19 protein-coding genes are annotated in these 21,227 nt (G+C 61.7%); 9 read left to right on the top strand and 10 right to left on the bottom strand.

Annotation, left to right across the window (positions count from 1 at the left end):
* Positions 1-32: 32 nt before the first annotated feature.
* Positions 33-1,121 carry an endonuclease/exonuclease/phosphatase family protein gene (locus tag FFI16_RS00325; RefSeq protein ID WP_138813721.1) on the top strand — a complete coding sequence of 363 codons (1,089 nt, stop codon included), beginning with the start codon at positions 33-35 and terminating at the stop codon, positions 1,119-1,121.
* A 126-nt stretch (positions 1,122-1,247) separates the two neighbouring features.
* On the opposite strand, the gene hrpB is transcribed toward FFI16_RS00325, so the two are convergent.
* Positions 1,248-3,755, bottom strand: coding sequence for an ATP-dependent helicase HrpB (gene hrpB / locus FFI16_RS00320; protein ID WP_138813720.1), 2,508 nt, complete (start codon positions 3,753-3,755; stop codon positions 1,248-1,250).
* Between the two features lie 253 nt (positions 3,756-4,008).
* Here hrpB and FFI16_RS00315 point away from each other — a divergent pair, with 253 nt between their 5' ends.
* Both FFI16_RS00315 and FFI16_RS00310 read left to right on the top strand, forming a co-directional pair.
* Positions 4,009-4,428 carry a polyribonucleotide nucleotidyltransferase gene (locus FFI16_RS00315; RefSeq protein ID WP_138813719.1) on the top strand — a complete coding sequence of 140 codons (420 nt, stop codon included), beginning with the start codon at positions 4,009-4,011 and terminating at the stop codon, positions 4,426-4,428.
* A gap of 8 nt (positions 4,429-4,436) precedes the next feature.
* Positions 4,437-5,330 carry a cation diffusion facilitator family transporter gene (locus FFI16_RS00310; protein ID WP_138813718.1) on the top strand — a complete coding sequence of 298 codons (894 nt, stop codon included), beginning with the start codon at positions 4,437-4,439 and terminating at the stop codon, positions 5,328-5,330.
* On the opposite strand, the gene FFI16_RS00305 is transcribed toward FFI16_RS00310, so the two are convergent.
* On the bottom strand, positions 5,327-6,385 hold the full coding sequence (locus FFI16_RS00305) for a DUF6515 family protein (RefSeq protein ID WP_138813717.1): 1,059 nt from the start codon (positions 6,383-6,385) through the stop codon (positions 5,327-5,329). The two genes, FFI16_RS00310 and FFI16_RS00305, sit on opposite strands and share 4 nt — an antisense overlap.
* A 432-nt stretch (positions 6,386-6,817) precedes the next feature.
* Here FFI16_RS00305 and FFI16_RS00300 point away from each other — a divergent pair, with 432 nt between their 5' ends.
* Positions 6,818-7,297, top strand: a complete 480-nt coding sequence (locus FFI16_RS00300) for an Lrp/AsnC family transcriptional regulator (protein WP_003194418.1) — start codon at positions 6,818-6,820, stop codon at positions 7,295-7,297.
* 142 nt (positions 7,298-7,439) lie between these two features.
* Positions 7,440-7,649 carry a DUF2788 domain-containing protein gene (locus FFI16_RS00295; protein ID WP_025999909.1) on the top strand — a complete coding sequence of 70 codons (210 nt, stop codon included), beginning with the start codon at positions 7,440-7,442 and terminating at the stop codon, positions 7,647-7,649.
* Here FFI16_RS00295 and FFI16_RS00290 read toward each other — a convergent pair.
* The 4 genes from FFI16_RS00290 to FFI16_RS00275 all read right to left on the bottom strand — a co-directional run bounded on the left by FFI16_RS00290 (position 7,644) and on the right by FFI16_RS00275 (position 14,022).
* Positions 7,644-8,279: a pseudouridine synthase gene (locus tag FFI16_RS00290; RefSeq protein ID WP_138813716.1), complete on the bottom strand. Its 636-nt coding sequence runs from the start codon at positions 8,277-8,279 to the stop codon at positions 7,644-7,646. The two genes, FFI16_RS00295 and FFI16_RS00290, sit on opposite strands and share 6 nt — an antisense overlap.
* Positions 8,280-8,350: 71 nt before the next feature.
* Complete coding sequence (gene amn, locus FFI16_RS00285; RefSeq protein ID WP_162238864.1) at positions 8,351-9,823, bottom strand: AMP nucleosidase; 1,473 nt, start codon at positions 9,821-9,823, stop codon at positions 8,351-8,353.
* Positions 9,824-9,900: 77 nt separating this feature from the next.
* Positions 9,901-11,553 (bottom strand): acyl-CoA dehydrogenase family protein, encoded by a 1,653-nt coding sequence (locus FFI16_RS00280; protein ID WP_138813715.1) that lies wholly within the window; start codon positions 11,551-11,553, stop codon positions 9,901-9,903.
* Positions 11,554-11,643: 90 nt separating this feature from the next.
* Positions 11,644-14,022, bottom strand: a complete 2,379-nt coding sequence (locus tag FFI16_RS00275; RefSeq protein WP_138813714.1) for a hybrid sensor histidine kinase/response regulator — start codon at positions 14,020-14,022, stop codon at positions 11,644-11,646.
* A 277-nt stretch (positions 14,023-14,299) separates the two neighbouring features.
* On the opposite strand from FFI16_RS00275, the gene FFI16_RS00270 reads away from it, so the two are divergent.
* The 4 genes from FFI16_RS00270 (at position 14,300) to FFI16_RS00255 (ending at position 17,864) form a co-directional block, all read left to right on the top strand.
* Positions 14,300-15,097: a hydroxymethylpyrimidine/phosphomethylpyrimidine kinase gene (locus FFI16_RS00270; protein ID WP_138813713.1), complete on the top strand. Its 798-nt coding sequence runs from the start codon at positions 14,300-14,302 to the stop codon at positions 15,095-15,097.
* A 20-nt stretch (positions 15,098-15,117) separates the two neighbouring features.
* Positions 15,118-15,747, top strand: coding sequence for a thiamine phosphate synthase (thiE, locus tag FFI16_RS00265; RefSeq protein ID WP_138813712.1), 630 nt, complete (start codon positions 15,118-15,120; stop codon positions 15,745-15,747).
* An 11-nt stretch (positions 15,748-15,758) separates the two neighbouring features.
* Complete coding sequence (gene hemL, locus FFI16_RS00260) at positions 15,759-17,042, top strand: glutamate-1-semialdehyde 2,1-aminomutase (RefSeq protein WP_138813711.1); 1,284 nt, start codon at positions 15,759-15,761, stop codon at positions 17,040-17,042.
* A gap of 237 nt (positions 17,043-17,279) precedes the next feature.
* Positions 17,280-17,864, top strand: coding sequence for a tetratricopeptide repeat protein (locus tag FFI16_RS00255; RefSeq protein ID WP_138813710.1), 585 nt, complete (start codon positions 17,280-17,282; stop codon positions 17,862-17,864).
* Here FFI16_RS00255 and FFI16_RS00250 read toward each other — a convergent pair.
* From FFI16_RS00250 to FFI16_RS00235, 4 genes are read right to left on the bottom strand one after another with little or no spacing between them, the layout of a single operon-like run.
* Positions 17,846-18,958 (bottom strand): succinylglutamate desuccinylase/aspartoacylase family protein, encoded by a 1,113-nt coding sequence (locus FFI16_RS00250; protein WP_138813709.1) that lies wholly within the window; start codon positions 18,956-18,958, stop codon positions 17,846-17,848. The two genes, FFI16_RS00255 and FFI16_RS00250, sit on opposite strands and share 19 nt — an antisense overlap.
* 9 nt (positions 18,959-18,967) lie before the next feature.
* Positions 18,968-19,678 (bottom strand): ABC transporter permease, encoded by a 711-nt coding sequence (locus tag FFI16_RS00245; protein WP_138813708.1) that lies wholly within the window; start codon positions 19,676-19,678, stop codon positions 18,968-18,970.
* Positions 19,675-20,391 (bottom strand): ABC transporter permease, encoded by a 717-nt coding sequence (locus tag FFI16_RS00240; protein ID WP_138813707.1) that lies wholly within the window; start codon positions 20,389-20,391, stop codon positions 19,675-19,677. Before FFI16_RS00240 ends, FFI16_RS00245 begins: the two co-directional genes overlap by 4 nt.
* Positions 20,392-20,422: 31 nt before the next feature.
* Entirely contained in the window at positions 20,423-21,193 is a 771-nt protein-coding gene (locus FFI16_RS00235; protein WP_138813706.1) for a transporter substrate-binding domain-containing protein, read from the bottom strand.
* Positions 21,194-21,227 lie beyond the last annotated feature (34 nt).

The raw sequence follows: 21,227 nt of genomic DNA, 5'->3' as shown, positions 1-21,227 counted from the left end.
TGCCACCTCTGATAACGCTATAAGCCGAGCCAATGACCCGTTTATTGCGCATCACCCTGCTGAGCCTGTTGATCATCGCGGGCCTGCTTGCGGCCCTGATCTACAGCCTGACCTGGCGCCCCGTCGACAAGCAGACCCTGCCCGTGAGCTGCGTCGCGCCACGTGCGCCGACCTTGCTGCCGGGGCAGGCGCTCAAGGTCATGACCTGGAACGTGCAATACCTGGCCGGCAAGAACTATGTGTTCTGGTACGACAGCCCCGACGGCAAAGGCCCGGACGATCGCCCTACGGTAGAAGACATGGCCTTCAGCCTGGACGAAGTGGCGCGGGTGATTCGCGACGAACAGCCCGACATCCTGCTGTTGCAGGAGCTCGATGAAGGCGCCAAGTCTTCCCATTATCAGGACCAGGTAGCGTTGCTTCAGGAACGCCTGGTCGACCTCTACCCGTGCAGCGCCCAGGCGTTCGACTGGAAAGCTGACTTTGTGCCCAACCTGCATATCTTCGGCAGCGTCGGCCGCAAGCTCGTCACGCTGAGCCGCTACCAGATCGAACACGCCGAGCGCCTGCAACTGCCGGTGTCGCCGGCCAACTTCATCAGCCGTCAGTTCCAACCCAAGCCGGCATTGCTGCTGACTTACCTGCCGCTGAGCGATGGTGGCCAACTGGCCGTGCTCAACACCCGCCTGGATGGTGATAAACCTGGGCGTTCGGCGGTGCAGGAGCAGGCCAAAGCCACGGTCAAGTTGTTGGATAAGTTCGAAGGCCGTGGTACGCCCTGGCTGATTGGTGGGGATTTCAACCTGCTGCCGCTGGGGCAATTCCTGCGCCTGGATGCCGGCAAGCGTGGGCAGTATTCGCCCGACAGCGAGTTGCATTTGCTGTGGGATAAATACCCGATGATCCCGAGTAACAGTGAATCCAGCGGGATTGACCGGGCGAAGTGGCTGACGCACTTCCCCAACGACCCGAGCGTGGATGGGCCGGATCGGACGTTGGATTATTTGTTCTACAGCCCAAGGATCAAGCGGGTGGAGGCCAAGGTGCGCCAGGAGGATACGTTGCGTATCTCTAACCACTTGCCAGTGATCGCGCGGTTCCTGCTGCCGGCTGCGCAATAACCCGCACCACTACACCCCATGTGGGAGCGGGCTTGCTCGCGAAGGCGGTGTGTCAGTCAGCATATGTATCAACTGAACCACCGCTTTCGCGAGCAAGCCCGCTCCCACATTGGATCTTCACATCACCTACTTTCGGGGTTTGATCCGGGCAGTGGGTTCGGCCACCAAGGGGTCATCCGGCCAGTAATGCTTGGGGTATCTTCCCTTCAAATCCTTCTTCACTTCGGCATAGGTACTACGCCAGAAGTTCGCCAGATCCTGCGTCACCTGCACCGGCCGCCGCGCCGGGGACAGCAGGTGCAGCTTGACCACCTGACGCCCGCCAGCAATACGCGGTGTGTCCGCCAGCCCGAACAATTCCTGCAAGCGCACCGCCAGAATCGGCGGCTGTTCGCTGTAGTCCAGGCGCACCGATGAGCCCGAGGGCACCTTGACATGCTGTGGCGCCAGCTCGTCCAGGCGCTGGGGCAGCGGCCACGGCAGCAGGTTGTGCAGGAAGCTGGAAATGTCCAGGTTGGCAAAATGGCTCAGGCGCGAGACTTTGCCCAGGTAGGGCATCAGCCAGTGTTCCAAATCGGCCAGCAAAGCTTTGTCGCTGATATCTGGCCATTCGCTGGTTTTACCCGCGTCGAGCTGGCGCAGCAGCATGACGCGGGCTTGCCACTGGCGCAGTTCTGGCGTCCACGGCAATAGCTCCAGGCCTTTGCGGCGCACCAGGTTGACCAGCGCCTGGCTACGGGCGGATTCGTCCAGCCCGGTGAGCGGTTCGCGGCTGAGCACCAGCTCGCCGACTTTGCGCTGACGTTCGGCGCGCAGCACGCCTTCGCGCTCATCCCAATCAAGCTGGTCGACAGTGCGCACCTGCTCGGCCAGCACACCGTCGAACAGCGCCGGGTCAAAGTCCGCCGCCAGGTAGATGCGTTCTTCGCGCTGGCCCTGGCGGCTGCCGAGGTCGGCGATCACCAGCCAAGGTTGTTTCATCAGGCTGTCGGCCTCAGCGAACAGCGCGGCGCGGCCATTGGCCAAGCGATATTCGGCGCCACCAGGGCGACGTTGCTGAGCGACGCGGTCCGGATAAGCCAACGCCAACAAGGCGCCAAGCCAACGCGGGTGGTCGGGGTCGGCCACCGCTTGAGTCGGCTGGCCTCGCAGGTAGCCACGGTACTGACGGGCCAGTTGCTTGGCCCGCTGCACGCCGCCCTGGGTGCCACGCGCGCGCTCTTCGCCGGACATCAATGCCAGGCGGCTGTGCAAATCCGCGCCGCCACCGCGCAAGATATCGCGCTCTCCCAACAAGGCCGCCACATCACAGGCGGTCGCGGCCAGGCCCAGGTCCTGCCCGCGTAGCAACAGGTGGGCAATACGCGGGTGCGCGGGCAACTCGGCCATTTTCTGGCCATGGGCGGTGAGTGTGTCGTCGTTCAACGCGCCAAGGCGCACCAGCAAATCCTGGGCCTGGGCATACGCGGCAGTCGGCGGCACATCCAGCCACACCAGTTGCGTGGGCGTAACGCCCCAGCGCGACAGTTGCAAGGCGAGGCCCGCCAGGTCGGCGGCGAGGATTTCCGCGCTGCCGTAGGCGGCCAAACCTTCGTGCTGGTCTTCGGACCACAGGCGATAACACACGCCCGGCTCCAGGCGCCCTGCCCGGCCGGCGCGCTGGGTGGCGCTGGCGCGGGAGATGCGTTGGGTGTCGAGGCGGGTCATGCCGCTGCCGGGGTCGAAACGCGGCACCCGCGTCAGCCCGGCGTCAATCACCACGCGCACGCCATTGATGGTCAGGCTGGTCTCGGCAATGTTGGTGGCCAGCACCACTTTGCGCTTGCCGGCGGGCGCCGGATCGATGGCGGCACGCTGGGCGTTGAGGTCGAGTTCGCCATGCAGCGGGCACAGCAGCACATCCGGGCGATCACCCAAGGCGTCGGCCAGTTGTTGATTGACCCGGCGAATCTCCGCCTGCCCCGGCAAAAACACCAGAATGCTGCCCGTTTGTTCCTGCACCGCGTCGAGGACGGTCTGCACCACACGCGGCTCGATAAATTCTCCGGCCTGGTACGGCCGCCCCCAACGCATCTGCACCGGGAACATGCGCCCTTCGCTGCGCAGGATCGGCGCATCGTCGAGCAGACCCGCCAGGCGCTCGCCTTCGAGGGTGGCGGACATCAGCAGGATTTTCAGCGGTTGCTCGTCGCGAAACAGCTCGCGGCCGTTGAGGCTCAGGGCCAGTGCCAGGTCGGCGTCGAGGCTGCGTTCGTGGAACTCGTCGAAGATCAGCAAACCCACGCCGTCCAGCGCCGGGTCGTCTTGCAGGCGGCGAGTGAGAATGCCTTCGGTGACTACCTCGATGCGGGTGTTGGGGCCGACTTTGCTGTCCAGCCGAATGCGGTAGCCGACGGTTTCACCGACCTTTTCGCCCAGCTCACTGGCCAGGCGTTCGGCCGCCGCACGCGCGGAAAGGCGCCGAGGTTCGAGCATCAGGATGGTTTGCCCGGCCAGCCAAGGCTCATTCAATAAAGCCAAGGGCACACGGGTGGTTTTACCGGCACCGGGCGGCGCTTCGAGCACGGCTTCATGGCGACTCGCCAAGGCGTCACGCAGGGCGGGTAAAACATCATCAATCGGCAACGAATTCATACTGGCTCCAAAGCAGAGCGGCGAGTATAACGGCGAACTGGCGGATGCCGGTGATGGTCTCAAAAACACCCTCCGGTCCCCTTGGGAACACGGTTAACTGTGGGAGCGGGCTTGCTCGCGAATGCGGTGGGTCAATCAACATATTTATCAACTGACAGACTGCATTCGCGAGCAAGCCCGCTCCCACATTTGAGCATCGTCGCCTGGTAGATCTGGCTTATAGTCACCTTTCACAAGTGTTCAGGAGCATTTCATGCGTATCGCTTCCCGTGTCATCGGCGGTGTTCTCGCCGTCACCCTGCTGAGCCAACTGACGGCCTGCGGCTCGATTTTCTACCCGGACCGTCGGGGCCAGATCGACGGCAAGATCGACCCGGCCATTGCCGTGCTCGACGCCGTGGGCCTGCTGTTTTATGTGATCCCGGGCCTGATCGCCTTTGGCGTGGACTTCGCCACCGGCGCCATCTACTACGAACCAGGCAAGACTGCCCAGGTTGCACCCGAGAAGCTGCACGAAGCCATCGGCGCCGACGGCAAGGTCGACAACGCCAAGCTGCAAACCATCATTGAAAAGGAAACCGGCCGCCGCCTGCCGCTGGATGACCCGCGCATGATCCAGTTCAAGGGCAGCGTGCAACAGCTCGCGTCCCTGGGCCTGCAACCCGCCGCTTAAGGACTCGTATGACCAGCAGTCCCGAACACGCCAGGCTCCTGCGCCTGGCCACCCGCGCCTCGGTGGGCGTGGCCTGTGCGCTGATTATCACCAAGGCTATCGCCTGGTGGTTCAGTGGCTCGGTGAGCATGCTCGCCGGGTTGACCGACTCGTTGCTCGACGGCGTGACTTCGCTGCTGAACTTGCTGGCGGTGCATTACGCGCTGCGCCCAGCCGATGACGATCACCGTTATGGGCATGGCAAGGCCGAATCGCTGTCGGGCATGGCCCAGGCGTTGTTTATCGCCGGCAGTGCAGTTTTGATTGCATTCCAGGCGTACCAGCGCTTGCAGCACCCGGAACCGGTTGGCGCGCCGTGGCTGAGCATTGGCGTCATCGTGTTTTCGCTGCTGATGACCGTGGCGCTGCTGATGCTGCAACACCGGGTGATCCGCGAAACCGGCTCCAACGCCGTGCGCGCCGACTCACTGCACTACCGCTCCGACTTGATGCTCAACGGCAGCATTCTGGTGGCATTGGTGTTGGCAGGTTTTGGCTTTCATCAGGTGGATGCGTGGTTTGGCCTCGGCATTGCCGCGTATATCCTGTGGAGCGCGATCCAGATCGCCCGCGAGAGTTTTGCCGTGTTGATGGATGAGGAACTGCCGCCGGATGTCAGCCAGCACATGCTGGAGCTGGCGCGCAATGTACCGGGCGTGCTGGGTGCGCATGATTTGCGCACGCGCATTTCCGGCAGCCACTGGTTTGTGCAGTTGCACCTGGAGTTGCCGGGGGAATTGACCCTGTCAGTGGCCCACGGCATCAGCGACCAGGCCGCCGATGCGATTCACAAGGCTTACCCGCGTGCCGAAGTGCTGGTGCACGCCGACCCGCGGGAAGTGGTCACGGGCAACAAGGCCTAGTACTGCACCTGATAACCGCGACTGGTCAGGCAGTTGCCCTGGGCCTGGCGATAGGTTTGCACCACCGCCGGGTCCGGGGCGTAGGTGACGGTGCGAGGGTCGAAACCGCTTTGCTGCACCGCCCAGCGATAACAGTCGTAGCCATCCTGCTGGACCTGGGCCGGTGACTGGCCGTTGGCCGGGTAGGCCACCACGTCATAACCGTTGCCCTGCGGCGCGGGTTGTGGCGCCGGCACTGCGGTGGGCGGTTGCACCACTACATATTGCTGGGTGGCGTTTTCGTAGGTGTAGTAAGAACCCGCCGCGAGGAAGAACAGCGCGCTGCCCACCCATACTTCCCGTGCGTAGTCCGGCAGGTATTGCACCCGGATGCCATAGGGCGGCGTTACCACCACGTAGCGCGGGCCTTGCGGGCGATACCAGTAGCCGCCGGAGAAGAAGTAATCCTGGCCACGGTAAGGCACGCGGTAGTTGCGGTCGGGGAAACGGTCGACCATGTAACCGGGGCGATACTGCGGGCCTGGCCCCCAGCCGTTGCCGTGCCCTGAAGGGCGACCCGGCCAGCGGTTGTCATTGGGGTGACCGTTATTAAAGCCGCCGCCCGGACGTGGGCCTGGGCCATTACCGGCTTGCCAGTGCTGGTTGCCATCATTGCGGCGCGGGATGTCCTGATAGTAGCCCTGGCGGGGTTCCTGGGTTTGGCGCACGGTGTCCGGGCGACCCTGGATCGGCAGGTTGTTCGCTGGCTGCGGCGCAGGGCGCGGTTGCTCGTTATTTTGCGGGCGGCCTTGCCACTGCCCACCGCCGTGCTGCTGTTGCTCGGCACGGTCAAAGTGCTGGTTTTGTGGCCGTGGCTGGTTGTTTTCCGGACGTGGTTGATTATTCTGCAGACGCGGCTGGTTATTTTGCGGGCGCCCTTGTTCGTTACCGCGCCCGCCTTCCGGGCCTCTTTCATGCTGACCACCGCCTTCATAGCGCGGGTCATCGGCCATTACCTGCGTGCCGACGCTCACCATCAGCAAACCTACACCTGCCATACGCCAGATGCGCTTCATGCTATTCCTCACTGCGGGTTGGGGCCTGGAATGTCCGGCCTTACTGCATGAGACTGGAAAAGCCTCACCCGGTTCTGAGACAGGTTATCAGTCACAAGAAGAATTTTCTTAAGGCAAAAGAAAAGGGGTGACCCGTCGGCCACCCCTTGAGAATTTCGTCCTGGCTCAACGCTTTTGACGTTGGCTCACCTCACGCCGTCTTGTGGACAGTGTGCAGCCTGGAGGCCGGCTCAACCCTGCTGGGGCGGCGGCCGCAGCAGGCCTGATTGGGCGAGCTGCAGTGGACTGTTGTCCAGGCGGTGATTCTGTTGATAAAGATACAGGCCAACGTCCGACAGATGATTGCGAAGATTGCGTCAATAAACAGTGCTTGCGCAATTTTTAACCCTTCATAGATAATTCACCGCAATAGTTACGACAAAGGCCAACCCAATGAGCAAGCTTGACCGATACGACCTGAGTATTTTGGCGGAATTGCAGCGCGACGCGAGGATCTCCAACCAGGAGTTGGCCGAACGCATCGGCCTGTCGCCGTCGCCGTGCTCACGCCGGGTCAAGCAATTGGAAGACGACGGCTACATCGCACGCCAGGTCGCGCTGCTCGACCGCAAGATGCTGGGCCTGAGCCTTACAGCCTATGTGCTGATCGGCATGGACCGTCATACGCCTGAGCGTTTCGAGAATTTCGAAGCGGCGATCCGCACCCTGCCGCAAGTGCTGGAATGCAGTTTGGTCACTGGGATGGATGCGGACTATCAGTTGAAAGTAGTGGTGCCGGACATGGACCATTACCAGAAATTGCTGCTGGGGCATTTGACGCGGATTGAAGGTGTGACCAGCGTGCGTTCCAGCTTTGTGCTGAACCAGGTGCTCAACAGCACCGAGCTGCCGTTGACGCACCTGCGTACCTGACCTCAAGCACACTGGTGATCCCTTATGGGAGCTGGCTTGCCTGCTCCCACATTGACCGCGTTACGACTCAGGTCAATGTTGCGCTTATGACGCTGCCTTATACTTGCCGCCTGCCCTGTCGGAAAAAATCCCCATGAACAACATCGACCCCGCCCTCTTTGAAGAATGGATGATGACCGGCCTGGTCACGATCCTGATCATCTTCATGGGCTTTATCGTCTGGGACCTGGCGAAAAAATCCAAGGCCGGGCGCTTTGGGTCGTTCATCCTGTTTTTTGTGCTGGGCCTGGGTGTGGCCGCGTTCATCATCAAGAGCGTGGTGATCGGCCTGATCGAGTCCGGCGCTTTATAAGCGCGGCGGCACTGCCTTCCATTGGCCTTGGTCGAGGCCATCAATCGACCAGTCACCAATACGCACACGCACCAGGCGCAAGGTCGGCAAGCCCACTGCAGCGGTCATGCGCCGCACCTGGCGGTTACGCCCTTCGCGAATCACCAGCTCCAGCCAATGCGTCGGCACGCTTTTGCGAAAACGTACCGGCGGGTTACGCGGCCACAGTTCGGGTTCGTCCAACTGCCGCGCTTCGGCAGGTAAGGTCATGCCGTCATTAAGCTCTACGCCGTCACGCAGGCGTTGCAGCTGCTCTTCGGTGGGTTCGCCTTCGACCTGTACCCAATAGGTTTTCGCCAGCTTGTGCTTGGGGTCGGCAATGCGCGCCTGTAGCTGGCCGTCGTTGGTCAGCAGCAGCAGGCCTTCGCTGTCACGGTCCAGGCGCCCGGCCGGGTAGATGCCAGGGATGTCGATAAAATCCTTAAGGGTCGCGCGCCCGCCTTCGTCGCTGAATTGGGTCAGCACGTCGAAGGGTTTATTGAACAGGATCAACTTCGGCTCGGCCGGTGGCGCCTTGGCGACACGCCGCGTTGCGGAGTACGGAGGTTTCACGCCAGGGCGGCGCGCATCGGGGCGGGTAGGACGGGACATGGCAAAGGAACATCTAACGGTCAGGACCGACAATGCTAGTGGCCTGACCGCTAAATGACCATCCCAACCGCTTAGCGGAACGGCGGCTCGTCGAAGCTGCGCAGTTTGCGCGAGTGCAACGAGTTGAGTTCGGTGCGCAACAGATCCACCGCCTCGATGCCGATCTTCAAGTGCTGGCTGACCGCACGCTCATAAAACGCGTTGGCCGAACCCGGCAGTTTGATCTCGCTGTGCAGCGGCTTGTCCGACACACACAGCAACGTGCCGTACGGAACCCGCAAACGGTAGCCTTGGGCGGCGATAGTGCCGCTTTCCATGTCCACCGCCACAGCGCGAGACAGGTTAATCAGTGGCCGCTCTTGCGCCCAGCGCAGTTCCCAGTTGCGGTCGTCGTAGGTCAGCACGGTGCCGGTGCGCAGGCGTTTTTTCAGCTCTTCGCCTTTTTCGCCAGTGACGTTGGCAGCGGCTTGCTGCAAGGCCATCTGCACTTCGGCCAGCGCCGGGATCGGGATGTTCGGCGGCACTACGCGGTCGAGAATGCCGTCGCGGCGCATATAGGCGTGAGCCAGTACGTAATCGCCAATGGTCTGGGATTGGCGCAGGCCACCGCAGTGGCCGATCATCAGCCAGCAGTGCGGGCGCAACACGGCCAGGTGGTCGGTGATGTTCTTGGCGTTGGACGGGCCAACGCCGATGTTCACCAGGGTCACGCCGTGGCCATCAGTGGCCTGCAGGTGGTAGGCCGGCATTTGGTAGCGGTGCCAGACCACGCCGGCAGCAATGGCCGAGGCTTCGCCGTGGTCCATGCTCTTGTCGATGATCACGTTGCCCGGCAGCACCATGCGGATAAACCGCGGGTCGCTGCGCAGTTGCTCCAGGCCATGCAGGATGAACTGGTCCACATAGCGGTGGTAGTTGGTCAGCAGGATCCACGGCTGCACATGGCGCCAGTCGCTGCCGGTGTAGTGCACCAGGCGGCGCAGGGAAAAGTCCACGCGCGCCGCATCGAACAGCGCCAACGGCAGTGGGTCGGTGTTTTCCCAGTCGTAGAGGCCATCGGCAATGCCGTCGGTGGCGGCCGACAAGTCGGTGCTGGGGAACACACGGGCGAGGGTCGCGGCGGTAACGCCGGAGCCAGCCAGCTCATCGCCCTGCTCCACCACATACGGGTACGGAATGTTCTGCTGGCTGACGCCGACTTCCACGGTCACGGTGAAGTCGTGCATCAACGGCACCAGTTGCTCCAGCAGGTACTTACGGAACGCTGCCGGATGGGTGACGGTCACGCTGTAGGTTCCCGGCAATTGCACCTTGGCGTAAGCGCGGGTGGTCTGTGGGACTTCGCCGTGGCAGTGGTAGGTCAGGCGCAGTTCCGGGTAGCGAAACTGCGCACGTTGTTCAGCGTCAGGCTCGACGCGGTCCTTGAGGTATTGCTTGAGGGCTTGGTTGAGCGCGCCGGTGGCACGCTCATGCAGAGCCGCCAGCCGGTCCACGGCTTCTTCGGCGGTTTGAACGACAACAAAAGCTTCGGTCACGGTAAGCATCCTGTGTTCTGACTTGCAGGCCTTTATCTTGCCTGTATCCCAGCCTCACTGAAACACCAGAGTTGGAATGCGATCAATCAGAGGGATTGTGGAGTTGAGCGCGTGACGATCGCCGCCACGTCCACACCACGCGGCAAGGTGCCGTACACCCGGCCGGACGACTCTCCCAGTCGGCTGGCAATAAACCCATCGCTGACCACCGAATTCCCGGCCTCCAGCAACAGCTTGGCCTGCAACGCCACGGCAATGTCCTCGGTCAACTGCCGGGCGCGGTACTGGATATCCTGGGTATCCATAAACGCCGACTTCAATTGCTCGATATGCCGCGCCAGTTGCTTGTCACCATGGCCATCGCCCAGTTCGACAAACAACGCCTCCAGCACGCCCGGCTCTTTGGACAATGCGCGCAGCACGTCCAGGCACTGCACATTGCCGGAACCTTCCCACGTCGAATTCACCGGCGCCTCACGGTAAAGGCGCGGCAGGATGCTGTCCTCCACGTACCCGGCGCCGCCCATGCATTCGGCGGCTTCGTTGATCATGGCCGGTGCGCGTTTGCAGATCCAATACTTGCCCACCGCTGTCACCAGCCGGGCAAATTTGGCTTCCTGTTCGTTATCCAGGTGGTCCAGCGCCCGGCCCATGCGCATGCTCAAGGCCAGGGAGGCTTCGCTCTCCAGCGCCAGGTCGGCCAGCACGTTTTGCATCAACGGCTGTTCACTGAGCACGCGACCGCCGACTGAACGATGGGCGCAATGATGGCTGGCCTGGGTCAACGCCTGACGCATCAAGGCGCTGGAGCCGACCATGCAGTCGAAACGGGTCATGGCGACCATTTCGATAATGGTCGGCACGCCCCGGCCTTCTTCGCCGATCATCCAGGCCAGGGCACCACGGAACTCCACTTCGCTGGAGGCATTGGAGCAATTGCCGAGTTTGTTTTTCAGGCGCTGGATGTAGAACTGGTTGCGGGTGTCGTCCGGGCGATGCCTTGGCAGCAGGAAACACGTCAGGCCTTTGTCGGTCTGGGCCAGGGTGAGGAACGCATCGCACATCGGCGCCGAGCAGAACCACTTGTGCCCGACCAGCTCATAGGCCTGGCCAGGGCCGCCGGCGCCCACGGGATAGGCACGGGTGGTGTTGGCACGCACGTCGGTGCCGCCCTGTTTTTCGGTCATGGCCATGCCGATGGTGGCACCGGTTTTGTGGGCGATGCCGACATTGCGCGGGTCGTATTCGGTGTTGAGGATTTTCGGCAGCCAGGTCTGCGCCAGGTCCGGTTGCAGGCGCAGGGCCGGGACGCAGGCGAAGGTCATGGTCAACGGGCACCCGCTGCCGGCTTCGGCCTGGCTGTGCAGGTAGGTCATGGCGGCGCGGGCCACATGCGCGCCGGGCTGCGGATGCGCCCACGGCAGCGATGGCAGGCCATGCTCGACGGCAGTGCGCATCAGCTCGTGATAGGCCGGATGAAACTCCACCAGGTCGATGCGATGGCCGTAGCGGTCATGGCTATTGAACACCGGCTTGTTCTGATTCGCCAAAAACCCGGCCTCCATCAACGGCCCACCGGCCAGCGCACCATACGCATCAATACGTGCCTGCGCCCAGCCGGCGCCAAAGCGGCGGGACCATTCTTGCAGGGGCAGGTCGATGCGATAAAGGTTGGTACCGTCCAGGGACGGCGGCTGGTTGGTGACGTCGTGGGTTTCGGCAAACTGATGCAGGTTCATGACGGGCCTCCTGGAAAATAGGCCACGTGCAGTTGAGGCCTGAATTTCAGTTAAGCACCGTCACCGGGGTTAAAAAAGTGGCATACCCGCCTATTGTTCGGCGCTTTCGCCCTCTAACGGGCACAGCAGGCGCCGTTCCAGCACCGTTTGCAACGCCTCGAAACGTACCGGTTTGCTGAGGCGATCGGTGATGCCGACCCCATGGCAGCGTTCGCGATCCGGGGCGTGCAGCGAGGTGCTCAGGGCAATCACCGGCAACTCGCCGCAGCCGGGTAGCGCACGGATCTGACAGCACAACGAGAAGCCGCCCTCGGGTACATCCAGCAGCACCGCATCAAACGTCTGGTCCTGCAACAGCGCCAAGGCGGCCGGGCCGTTATCCACGGTTTTCACCCGGTAACCCAGTTTTAGCAGCATGCCGCGTACCGCCAATTGGCCGACGCTGTTGTCATCCACCAACAGCACCGAACATTCCTGGGGCGCTCGTTGCGCATGGGGTTTGTGCGTTGCGGGCTTTGGCTCGGGCGGCGCTGGGTTGACGCTCATGTCCAACTGGAAGCGGCTGCCCTTGCGAGGCTCGGAATGATGGGTAAGGCGCCCGCCGAGCAGTTCGATCAGTTGCCGGCAAATCGCCAGGCCGATGCCCAGGCCGCCGTATTCGCGCGTCATCGAACCGTCGACCTGGAAGAAGCGCTGATACAGCGTGGCCTCGTCGAGGAAAGCGAAGCCGATGCCGCTGTCGGTCACAATAAAGCTCAGGCGCAGCTCGCCATCACTGTGCGGCACACCCACCACGCGCACGCGCACCGCGCCTTCGTGGGTGAACTTGAAGGCGTTGTCGAGCAGGCAGTCCAGGCATTGGATGAGTTTGCCGGCATCGCCAATCACCCGGTCCGGCAGTTCATCGGCCACGTCGATGGAAAACTCCAGGCCTTTACTCTGGGCGCTGGCGGTGAATTGCTGGCGCAAGGTGTCGAGCGTGCCCCGCAGGCTGAACACCTGGGGCTGGGCGGTGAGGCGCCCGGCTTGCAACTCGGTCAGGGTGAGAATGCCGTTGACCATGCGCATCATGTCCCGGGCAGAACCGGCGGCGGTTTGCTGGTACTGGGTGAGGTCGTCGTCCAGCGGCACGGTTTGCATCAGTTCCAGCGAACCGATCACGCCGTTCATCGGTGTGCGCAGTTCGTGGGTGAGCGTGGCAAGGAACTCATCTTTGAGGCGGTTACTGCGGGCCAACTGCTGGTTGAGCACTTCAAGTTTCTGGCTGGCGTCGAACAGGATCTGCGCCTGTTGCTCACGCATGCCGTTGATGCGGTCCGCCAGGGCCAGGGACAACAGCGCCACTTCGATGGCCGAGCCGAGCTGGCTGGCGTACATGGTGAGGAACATATTGGGCAGGTAGCCCAACACCATCATGGTGTTGACCACACCGCCGATCAGGAACGCCGACCAGGCGAAAATGAAATAGCGCGCCATGCGCTGGCCGCAATACCAGGCCTTGATGGCGGCCACAAAGATGGTCACGGTAAACACCAGAGCAAGGCCGGTGGCCAGACGCAGGGCCACGGCGTAGCTGGTCAACAGCGCCAGCGCCATCACCACCGCACCCGCGGCCGCGAGTGCCAGCAGCATCCGATCCAGCCAGCGGCTGTGCTGCGCGGTGTGCAGGAAACTGCGCGCGAACAAGCTGCCGAACAACGCCGCCGAACCAATCAGGAACGGCACCGCCGCATTCGCCCACCACGGGTTGTTCGGCCAGAAATATTCCACCGCCACGCCGTTGACCGACAGCTGATAGAGGCCGAACGAGGCGATATAGAGGATGTAATAAAGGTAGCTGGTGTCGCGCACGCTCAAGTAGATGAACAGGTTGTAGACCAGCATCCCCAGTAACACGCCGTAGATCGCCCCCAATACATACAGGCGCAGTGGCTGCTGCTCCAGGTAGGCGGTGGCAGACCAGAGCGTCAGCGGGGCCTGGATCGAGCCTTGGCTTTGCAGGCGCAGGTACACGGTTTGCTGCTGGTCGGGCACAAAGTTGAGCTTGAACAGGTAGTTGGCCTGGCGCACTTCACGGCTGGAAAACGCCAGGGTGCTGCCCGTGCGGGTGGTCAGGCGGTAATTGCCGGTGCTGTCACGCTGGTACAAATCCAGTTGGTTAAGCGGCGGGTACGCCAATTCCAGAAACCAGGTGCGCGGGGCGCGAGGGTCAGTGGCGGTGTAATGCAGGTCGACCTTGAGCCAGAACACCGAGCGTGAATAGCCGGCGTTGAGCGTGGCTTTGTCATGGGTTTTAAAATGGGCGGCGTAGGCCGGAGCGCTGACATCGGCGATGGTGAGGGCGTCGGTTGGGTCTTCGAGCACTTGCATGACGCGGCCCAGCGGCAGGCTTCGAGTGTCCGGGTTGAACTCGATGGCGCTGGCGAGCATCGGCAGCCCGCACAATAAAAAAATCAGCAAATAGCGCATAGAGCCCCAGCGTGGCCTGTCCGGTTATGTCAAAAGCCCCCCATTCCTTTTGAGTAGACGTATACCGGCGATACATTAAGTTGTTTGGATCCACTCTAGCATAGCCGCTAGAGGCCATTGGACACCATTGAAATAATTTTTTGAAAGGCTCTAGAACGGGCCTTTCAAGCGCTTCCTGAATAAAAAATCAGCTAAGCCACAACCATAAACACAAGCCGCAAATTCCCCTCGCGCCCAACAGCCACGCCAAAAGCGTTTGGTGGTAAGCTCGCGCACCATGAATATCTACAGCTCTCGCCCCGTTGTCCTCTGTCTCTCCGGCCACGACCCCAGTGGTGGCGCCGGCTTGCAGGCAGATATCGAAGCCCTGCTTGCACAAGGCTGTCATGCGGCCCCGGCCGTCACCGCCTTGACCGTGCAGAACACTGTGAATGTCAGCGATTTCCGCGTGCTCGACCGCGAGTGGGTACTGGCCCAGGCCAATGCCGTGCTCAGCGATTCGGAAGTCGCGGCGGTGAAGCTGGGCATGCTCGGTTCCATTGCGATGGTCGACACCGTGGTCGAACTGCTGCAGGCGCACCCGCACCTGCCGGTGGTCTGCGACCCGGTGCTGCGTGCCGGTGGCGGCGGCAGCCTGGGCAAGGACGAAGTCGGCTATGCCATGCGTGAGCGGTTATTGCCGCTGTCGCTGATCGCTACGCCGAACTTGCCGGAAGCGCGCATCCTCGCCGAATTGCCCGAGGGCACGGCGGACGAATGCGCCGAGAAGCTGCTGCCGTATGTAAAGCATCTGCTGATCACCGGCGGCCACGGCGACGAGCATGAAGTACACAACCGTTTGTACAGCCGCGACGGCACGCGCCAGACCTTTACCTGCCAGCGTCTGCCGGGCAGTTATCACGGCTCGGGCTGCACGCTGGCCAGCGCCTTGGCCGGCCGCATCGCCCAGGGCGAAGGCTTGGCCAGCGCGGTGCAATCGGCGCTCAACTACACTTGGCGCACCCTGCGTGACGCCGAACAACTCGGCCAGGGCCAGTTCGTGCCGCGCCGTTTGCCGCTGGATTTCTGCTCTTAACCGCACAAGAGGCCTGCCCGATGAAACTACGTGGCCTTTACGCCATTACCGACAGCCAGCTGTTGGCCGGCAAATTCCTCGCCTACGTCGAAGCGGCGCTGGACGGTGGTGTCACCCTGTTGCAGTACCGCGACAAAAGCAGCGACGAAGCCCGGCGCCTGCGTGAAGCCGAGAAGCTGCGCGAGCTGTGCTCACGCTACAAGACCCAGTTGATCATCAACGATGACGCCGAATTGGCCGCACGCCTGGGCGTCGGCGTACACCTGGGCCAGACCGACGGCCCGCTGACCCCGGCCCGCGCACTGCTCGGCTCCAAAGCCATCATCGGCGCGACCTGCCACAGCCAGATTGAGCTGGCCGAACAGGCCGCCAAGGAAGGTGCAAGCTACGTCGCCTTCGGTCGCTTTTTCAATTCCAACACCAAGCCCGGCGCACCGGCCGCCACGCTCGACATGCTGGCCCAGGCCCGCACGCGCTTGCAGCTGCCGATCTGCGTGATTGGCGGCGTCACCCTGGAGAACGCCGAACCTTTGGTGGCCTACGGTGCCGACCTGCTCGCCGTGGTCCACGGCCTGTTCGGTGCCGACAGCACCCAGGAAGTCACGCGCCGCGCCCGCGCCTTCAACGACCTTCTTAAAGTTAAAGTGTAGAGAGCCCGATCATGTCCCGTTCCGAAACCCTGTTTGCCAATGCCCAGAAACACATCCCCGGCGGTGTGAACTCCCCCGTGCGTGCGTTCAAGAGCGTCGGCGGCACACCGTTATTCTTCAAGCATGCCGAAGGCGCCTACGTCACCGACGAAGATGACAAGCGCTACGTTGACTACGTAGGTTCCTGGGGGCCGATGATCCTCGGCCACAGCCACCCGGACGTGCTCGACGCTGTGCGCCAGCAGCTGCAACACGGCCTGTCCTATGGCGCGCCAACCGCCATGGAAACCGAGATGGCGGACCTTGTGTGCTCAATCGTGCCATCGATGGAAATGGTGCGCATGGTCAGCTCCGGCACCGAAGCCACCATGAGCGCAATCCGCCTGGCCCGTGGTTTCACCGGTCGCGACAGCATCATCAAGTTCGAAGGCTGCTACCACGGCCACTCCGACAGCCTGCTGGTAAAAGCCGGTTCCGGCCTGCTGACCCAAGGCGTGCCAAGCTCGGCCGGTGTGCCGGCCGCGTTTGCCAAACACACCCTGACCCTGCCGTTCAACGACATCGCGGCCGTTGCGCAGATGCTCAGCGAAGTCGGCCAGGACGTGGCGTGCATCATCGTCGAGCCGGTAGCCGGCAACATGAACTGCGTGCCACCGGCGCCGGGTTTCCTGGAAGGTTTGCGCGAGCAGTGCGACAAGCACGGCGTGGTGCTGATTTTCGACGAAGTGATGACCGGTTTCCGCGTCGCCCTCGGCGGCGCCCAGGCTTACTACGGCGTTACGCCAGACCTGAGCACTTTCGGCAAGATCATCGGCGGCGGCATGCCCGTGGGCTGCTTCGGCGGCAAACGCGAAATCATGCAGCACATCGCGCCGCTTGGCCCGGTGTATCAGGCGGGCACCTTGTCGGGTAACCCATTGGCCATGGCTGCCGGCCTGACTACCCTGCGCCTGATCAGCCGCCCGGGTTTCCACGCCGAGCTGACCGACTACACCACACGCCTGCTCGACGGCCTGCAACAGCGCGCCGACGCGGCGGGTATCCCATTCGTGACCACCCAGGCGGGGGGCATGTTCGGCCTGTACTTCAGCGGCGCCGACGACATTGTTACCTTTGATGACGTGATGGGCAGCGATGCCGACCTGTTCAAGCGCTTCTTCCACCTGATGCTCGACGGCGGCGTTTACCTGGCACCGAGCGCATTCGAAGCCGGTTTCACCTCGATCGCCCATGGCGAAGCCGAGTTGAAACTGACCCTGGATGCTGCCGAGCGCGCTTTCGCAGCCCTGAAGTAAGCCCTGATATAAGGGACACACACATCTGACGTTGCCCCTCGCAGCGTCAGATTTGCTACTTTGCCTACAGAGATTTCCTGCATTTTTCGAGAAATCACCTGCAATCCGGCAGATAACTTGCCTACGCAGCAGAAAAACGAGTAAAGACTTTGTAAGCAGGGGCCTGCTTATTTCATAATGCGCGCTTATTGGACTCCCCGAGGGTCCGCGTGCCCCGTCAGAGGTAAGTCGATTCCCATGAAACGCACCGGCCGCACCCTGGTTCTGGGCTGCCTGTTGCTCCTTCAGCCGCTGCTGGCACATGCCCAGGCAGGCGGCAACTCGTTGTTAATCCCAGCGATGGGTCGTTGCACCCTCAATACCCAGCCAGACAGCCAGGCCGAAGCCCTGAGCGCGTGCCAGAAACAGGCCGAAGGCGGGGATGCGCAGGCGCAATACGAGTTGGGCGAGTACTTCCACGACGACAAAAACCCGGCCCGCGACCTCAACAAAGCCCTGAGCTACTTCGAGAAGGCTTCGTTACAGGGCCACGCTGAAGCCCAATTCAAGCTGGGCACCATGTTCTTCCACGGTGAAGGCGTGCCGGCCAATAACGTCCAGGCGTACATCGTGCTGAAAATGGCGGCGGTCAACGGTGCCGAAGACGCGTTGGACACGGCCGACGAAGTTGCCGAGCACATGCAGCGCGACGAACTGGAAGTAGCCACCCAGGTGCTGGGCCAGATCTTCCGCAATTACCTGCAGGAATTGCAGAGTGCCGATGGGCGTTCGCCCTTCTCGCCCCTGCCCGACCCAATCGCGCCTCAAGGCGACAACAGGTAACCCTGCCGGAAAGCCTCTGCACCGGCAACATGCGCAATCGTCATGCCGCTGGTGGCCATGCGCCTTAGTGACCGCACATACAGTAAACCTGCCCGAGTACAGGCAATGGCCGTCACGCTGTCGCTGATCGGGTCAATGATGTGTGCCACGACTTGCCCCGCGCTCAAATAATCCCCGACCTGCGCACAAAACACGATCAAGCCGCCCACTGGGCTGACAACGGGCTCAACGCCGGCCAGCGGCGTGGGCGGGTTCAATAATGGCGGCAGCTCAGGCGCCTGGCCCTCGATGACGCCCGCGTGCGTGAGGTAGTCAATCAAGCTCTGACAATCCTGATCGGCCAGCTCATAACTCACGTCGGCCACACCACGCAGCTCCAGCGTTACAGCAAAACCGGGCGGCGCCACACGTTGCGGGAAGCGCGCCTCCATATGCTGCCAAAACAAGTTGAAGCACTCATCGAAGGACTGCCCACCGGCGTCTGTCGCCATAAAGCACGCTTGTGCCCCCAGGTAACGGGCCAGAGGTTCCACTTGCGGCCAGCAAACCGGCGACGCATACAGATGCTGCACGGCCTCGAAATCACAGTGCAAGTCGAGCACGATATCGGCATCGCAGGCCAGGCGCTGAAGCGTCAGGCGCATGGCTTGTACCTGGTTGGCAGGCACTTGGCTGGCGAGCACGCGAACCAGCACCGCACGAATCAACCGCAAGTTTTCCTCGGGGTCATCGGTCAGCCGTGCCTCGACGGCATCACCCACCTGCCGGCTGACATCAAGGAAGTGCCGATTGAAGTTCTCCCGGCTGTCGTAATCGAAACGGCCTTGAGGCACATCCATCAACACTTGCTCCAGCCCCATGGGGTTGGCCACCGGCACCAACACCACCGGACCGCGCAATAGGCCCTCGGCCTCCAATCGCAACAACCTTAGCTTGAGATGCCATACCACCAACATCCCCGGCAGCTCATCGGCATGCAGGGAAGACTGGATATAGACTTTGCCCACGCCATTGGCCGGGCCGTAGTGAAAACTATGGATCTGCCGCGTCGTACCCGGCACGGTTGCTGGCAATTGATGCACGCGTTCATACATGGCGACCTCCTATCGGCTTGGGTCAAGAAATCTCAGCCAACGCTTCTCGGCCAGGTGAAAAAGGCCGACCAGAGCGAAGGTGATGCATAGATACATAGCCGCGGCGATGCCGAAGGACTCGAACGTCAGAAAGGTCGCGGCATTGGCATCCCTGGCCACTTTGAGCACATCGGGGACCGTGGCGGTGAACGCCAGCGTGGTGGAGTGCAGCATGAAAATCACCTCATTGCTGTAGTACGGCAATGAGCGGCGCAGGGCCGACGGCATGATCAGATAGGTGTAGAGCTTCCAGCCGTCGAACCCTAACGCCCTTGCGGCCTCTACTTCACCGCGCGGCATGGAGCGGATGGCACCGGCGAGGATTTCGGTGGTGTAGGCGCCCGTGTTAAGGGCAAAGGCCAGCAGTGTGCAATTCAGCGCATCACGAAAAAAAGCGTCCAGAAGCGGCTGTTCGCGCACAGCCGCCAGGCTGTATATACCGGTGTAACAAACCAGCAACTGGACATAGAGCGGCGTTCCCCGAAACAGATAAGTAAAGCCCTGTACCGGCCAACGTACCCACGAGCGGGTTGAAACCCGGGCAATCGACAATGGCAACGCCACCAGCAGCCCAAGGCATAACGAAGCACTGGTGAGCCACAGCGTCATGGCCAGGCCAGTGATTTGCTGACCGTCGGAATAGAGAAACGGCCGCCAATATTCCAGTATCAGCTCAATCATCGCTGCGCCTCCTGCTTCGCACCGCCATAACGACGCTCAAGCCAGCGCAGCACCGCATTGGAGGCGCTGCTGAGGAGCAGATAAATAAAGCCCGCCAGCAGTAGAAAGCTCAATAGCTGCTGGCTGCTTTTGCCAGCCACCTGAGCCACTTTGACCAAGTCTGCCAAACCGATAATCGACACCAACGCGGTAGCCTTGAGCAAGACCATCCAGTTATTGCCCAGCCCCGGCAAGGCGAAGCGCATCATCTGCGCAAAGGTTATGTAGATGAAGCTTTGGCTGGGCTTCATACCCAGCGCTTTGGCCGCCTGCGCCTGCCCACGTGGCACCGCCAACAATGCGCCACGAAAGGTCTCGGTAAAATAAGCACCGTAGATAAACCCCAGCGTCAGTACGCCCGCAGTCAAAGGGTCAATTTCGAGGTAGGCCCAGCCCATCACAGCCGTCAGCCGGCTCACAGCGGTTTGTACGCCGTAAAAGATCAGCAGCATCAACACCAGGTCCGGCACCCCACGGATCAGGGTGGTGTAGACCTGTGCTGAAACACGCCAGGCCCTGACGCGTGACAGCTTGGCACCCGCTCCGAGCAGGCCGAAGATCAGCCCCAGCAACAGCGATAACAGCGCCAGCTTCAAGGTCACCCATACGCCTTGCAGCAGTAACGGCGCAAAACCCTCCAGGGTCGCGACAAAGCGCGCAACGTTCTCCAGCATGACGACGCCCTCCAACGATGATGGCGGGCGGTCAATTGCCGCTGAACATGTCGACGCCTGGGAAATACTGCTCCTGCAGGCGAGCATAGGTGCCATCGGCATGCAGCGCTGCCAGGCCTTGATCGAGCAAAGTCTTCAGCGCCTGATTACCCTTGGCGATGCCAATGGCGCTCATGGAAGGCATCAGTTCGCTTTCTATGACCTTGCCCAATTCGAAACCGGCACCTTGAGGCGAGCGCAAAAAGCCACTTTGCGCCTGTTGGGCGTCCTGCAACGAAGCGTTAAGCCGACCCGCCACGAGGTCGGCGTAAACCTGTTCCTGATCGGCGTAGGCCACCACTTTCATGCCCTGGATGGCCAACACGCGCTTGGCGTAGGCTTCCTGAGTACTGCCCTGCAAATAGCCCACGGACTTGCCCTTGGCGTCGCCAAGGTCGGTGCCGGCCTTGAATACCATGGCGGAGGGGCTGGAGAACACTTCAGAAGTGAAGTCGATGATCTTGCGCCGCGCTTCGGTCACGGTTACCGACGCCAGTATCGCGTCGATCTTGCCGGCCCGGAGGCTGGGAACCAGGCCATCAAAATCGCTTTCGACCCATTGGCAGCGCACCTTCAAATGTCCGCAGATGGCGTTGCCGATATCAATCTCGAAACCGACCAAAGTACCGGTATTGTCTTTATAGGCAAAAGGCGCGTAGTTAGGGTCAGCACCGAAACGTATGACCTCATAGTTATTGGCGGACACCCAGTTGCTCACCACTACGGAAGCCAACACCGATAACATCAGAACTAATTTTTTCATTATTTTATTCCTTGTTATTGTTTGCACAGCAGGA

Origin of the sequence: Pseudomonas sp. KBS0710 (assembly GCF_005938045.2) — a bacterium.
In the GTDB taxonomy this organism is placed as follows: domain Bacteria; phylum Pseudomonadota; class Gammaproteobacteria; order Pseudomonadales; family Pseudomonadaceae; genus Aquipseudomonas.
The sequence above is the reverse complement of the archived record's forward strand: the minus strand, read 5'-3'. Positions and strand labels throughout refer to the sequence as shown.

What these genes read in the sequence shown, in the direction of transcription:
- FFI16_RS00325 (WP_138813721.1), top strand. Translation starts at nt 33, where the DNA reads ATGACCCGTTTATTGCGCATCACCCTGCTGAGCCTGTTGATCATCGCG.
- hrpB (WP_138813720.1), bottom strand. Translation starts at nt 3,755, where the DNA reads ATGAATTCGTTGCCGATTGATGATGTTTTACCCGCCCTGCGTGACGCC.
- FFI16_RS00315 (WP_138813719.1), top strand. Translation starts at nt 4,009, where the DNA reads ATGCGTATCGCTTCCCGTGTCATCGGCGGTGTTCTCGCCGTCACCCTG.
- FFI16_RS00310 (WP_138813718.1), top strand. Translation starts at nt 4,437, where the DNA reads ATGACCAGCAGTCCCGAACACGCCAGGCTCCTGCGCCTGGCCACCCGC.
- FFI16_RS00305 (WP_138813717.1), bottom strand. Translation starts at nt 6,385, where the DNA reads ATGAAGCGCATCTGGCGTATGGCAGGTGTAGGTTTGCTGATGGTGAGC.
- FFI16_RS00300 (WP_003194418.1), top strand. Translation starts at nt 6,818, where the DNA reads ATGAGCAAGCTTGACCGATACGACCTGAGTATTTTGGCGGAATTGCAG.
- FFI16_RS00290 (WP_138813716.1), bottom strand. Translation starts at nt 8,279, where the DNA reads ATGTCCCGTCCTACCCGCCCCGATGCGCGCCGCCCTGGCGTGAAACCT.
- amn (WP_162238864.1), bottom strand. Translation starts at nt 9,823, where the DNA reads ATGCTTACCGTGACCGAAGCTTTTGTTGTCGTTCAAACCGCCGAAGAA.
- FFI16_RS00280 (WP_138813715.1), bottom strand. Translation starts at nt 11,553, where the DNA reads ATGAACCTGCATCAGTTTGCCGAAACCCACGACGTCACCAACCAGCCG.
- FFI16_RS00275 (WP_138813714.1), bottom strand. Translation starts at nt 14,022, where the DNA reads ATGCGCTATTTGCTGATTTTTTTATTGTGCGGGCTGCCGATGCTCGCC.
- FFI16_RS00270 (WP_138813713.1), top strand. Translation starts at nt 14,300, where the DNA reads ATGAATATCTACAGCTCTCGCCCCGTTGTCCTCTGTCTCTCCGGCCAC.
- thiE (WP_138813712.1), top strand. Translation starts at nt 15,118, where the DNA reads ATGAAACTACGTGGCCTTTACGCCATTACCGACAGCCAGCTGTTGGCC.
- hemL (WP_138813711.1), top strand. Translation starts at nt 15,759, where the DNA reads ATGTCCCGTTCCGAAACCCTGTTTGCCAATGCCCAGAAACACATCCCC.
- FFI16_RS00255 (WP_138813710.1), top strand. Translation starts at nt 17,280, where the DNA reads ATGAAACGCACCGGCCGCACCCTGGTTCTGGGCTGCCTGTTGCTCCTT.
- FFI16_RS00250 (WP_138813709.1), bottom strand. Translation starts at nt 18,958, where the DNA reads ATGTATGAACGCGTGCATCAATTGCCAGCAACCGTGCCGGGTACGACG.
- FFI16_RS00245 (WP_138813708.1), bottom strand. Translation starts at nt 19,678, where the DNA reads ATGATTGAGCTGATACTGGAATATTGGCGGCCGTTTCTCTATTCCGAC.
- FFI16_RS00240 (WP_138813707.1), bottom strand. Translation starts at nt 20,391, where the DNA reads ATGCTGGAGAACGTTGCGCGCTTTGTCGCGACCCTGGAGGGTTTTGCG.
- FFI16_RS00235 (WP_138813706.1), bottom strand. Translation starts at nt 21,193, where the DNA reads ATGAAAAAATTAGTTCTGATGTTATCGGTGTTGGCTTCCGTAGTGGTG.